At 43.4% G+C, this 2,271-nt stretch carries 2 protein-coding genes; both read left to right on the top strand.

Annotated elements, in window-relative coordinates:
* Window positions 1–523: hypothetical protein (locus tag J7K40_04335; GenBank protein MCD6161626.1), on the top strand; the 523-nt coding region annotated here is incomplete at its 5' end.
* 16 nt (window positions 524–539) lie between these two features.
* On the top strand, window positions 540–2,090 hold the full coding sequence (locus J7K40_04330; protein MCD6161625.1) for a hypothetical protein: 1,551 nt from the start codon (window positions 540–542) through the stop codon (window positions 2,088–2,090).
* The last annotated feature ends 181 nt before the right edge of the window (window positions 2,091–2,271 follow it).

Below are 2,271 nucleotides of genomic sequence, written 5' to 3'. Positions count from 1 at the left end.
TCTTGACTTTTCGTCTCTCGATGATACTGAATTTTTCACTACTGAAGAAGATCGGACATTCACGGCAGGTACGAGCAGTTGGGTTAATGTTGATCTTGGTGGATCGTTTGATAAAACTACTGACATGAGTCTTGTCGCTTCTGCGATCGGTCAGTATTGTAAAATTACCTTTACCGATATTGGGACATCATTGGTAGCCGGAGGTCGATATAGGTTGCAGTATGACTATTCAGAGTCCACGGCTGGGTTTGAGTTTAAACTAAACGGTACAGCCTTGCAGGTGTTAGGTGATGCTGTCGCGGGTACAGATCAGTATATTGATTTTGTAGCCGACGAAGACTATGCCGCTACTGATGAACTCCGAATTTATTCAAAGACCAATGCAGCGGCAGCCGGTGATTTTGATAATTTCTCCATTAAAGAAATAGCGACAGTAGTCGGATGCATAGATTATGGAGTAGATTATACTATACCCAACGGAAGCGCATTTGTAATAAAAGACATTAAAATAGATACCACGTAAAGGGATATTGTAAATCATGGCAGAAGTTACTTGCCCTTCGCCATTTGGTGCAATCAGCAGTCTGAGCGCAAGCACTCGATTTGAATTTGCTTGCCCAAGTAGTGGCACAAGTCCTCATATAATAACGTGGAATCCAGATGACAAGTCTGATAGGATAAGCTTGTCTAATGGTGATCTCACGGTTACGCAGACAGGAAGCGATGAACATTCTGGCTTGCGTGCTATAGATTCGGCGGATAGCGGGAAATGGTACTGGGAAGTTTATATAAATAGGGATTATAGCCTTCCACCTTCTAACATAATATATGTTGGTATCGGAAATTCATCACAGGATCTCAATAATTATATTGGTAGTAGTGCTAATAGTTATTGTTACCAGGGCAATTATGGTAGAAAATATTTTGACGGTAATGGTGTTAGCTATGGGGACACATATACAGAAGGCGACATAATTGGCATAGCTTTAGACCTTGATGCTCGCAAAATATGGTGGTCTAAGAATGGTGTGTGGCAAGCAGGGGGTAATCCTGCTACGGGGACTGGCGAGGCATATAGTGGAATAGCAGCCGGTCCATGGTTCCCTATGATTTCGATGCGCCGTTACAATGATCAAATGACGGCAAGATTCTCGTTATCCGATCAGTCATATTCTCCTCCTGATGGTTTTTTTGCTTTAGAAAGTCCAACAGTTCCGCTTAAAACTTCTTGTGATTTATCTGTTGGAGAGATATATCCAGGCTATATTGATTTAGATGAAGCCTTTGTGTCTGTAACATCGAATAGCGCAACATCTCAAATTGAAATATCGCCATGCATCTTATCTGGAGCATCAAATTTGGCTGGAAGTACCTTAGTCGAGTTTTCGGTTGATGCATTATCAGCAAAAACAGTATTGTCATGTGATCATTGCTTCAACTATGCACAAATAGATAGCGTCTGCCCCACACCAACATGCGAAGCGATGGCTGTTTTCAGGTATGCTCGCATCGAAGCTTCTCCACCGATTCCAACTGCAAGTTTTAGAATCGGCAGGATAATAGAAGGCTATTGCCCGGCCCCCGGATTTACCTGTATAGCTTACAGCGGCAGGGACCCATCAATTATAGCCAGCGCTCCGTGCCCGACCTGCTCAATGCGAATCGGTCTTAGTTTTAGCGGAGACTTTCCTGTTCCAACATGTAATGTAGTAGCTGATACCCACCATCTTGCTACTATATATGGCCGGGTGCCGGTTCCCCTTATTACCTGTATAGGTGATACAGAGAATATTACAGTTATATCTGGTAAAGTCCCGACTCCGACCGGATTATTTGAAGTTACCGTTGGGAATGTTGCCTCTATTTTTGGAAGGTCGCCTTGTCCGTATTGTACCATGGTGGCATTGACTGGGCAGGTTGTTACTTTGTCTGGCAGAGTGCCTATACCTGGTGACCTTGTCCGTTTTTATGCGTCGTTGGCAAACGACACCATAATACTTACAGGTACAGTTCCGACTCCTACTATGACATCAAGCATTGATTGCTTTACAAGTTCGATACTGAGGCATGTGAGGGGGAAAATACGATAATGGCCGATATGAACGGATACGCTCCTACACCAACAGCGGATATTACGGCCTCTTTCGTACCGTACAGTTCTTGTATGTTTGTTTTGGATCATGCTTTGCAGGCAAGGGCTACAACTCAGTACATTGATTACGAATTTAATTCAATGGTGAAATTCGGAGATGTTTACCTTGGAGCGTCTAC

It is taken from the genome of Candidatus Zixiibacteriota bacterium, assembly GCA_021159005.1.
GTDB lineage: Bacteria > Zixibacteria > MSB-5A5 > UBA10806 > 4484-95 > JAGGSN01.
The sequence above is the reverse complement of the archived record's forward strand: the minus strand, read 5'-3'. Positions and strand labels throughout refer to the sequence as shown.

Coding starts and splice junctions, on each gene's coding strand:
- J7K40_04330 (MCD6161625.1), top strand. CDS start 540: ATGGCAGAAGTTACTTGCCCTTCGCCATTTGGTGCAATCAGCAGTCTG.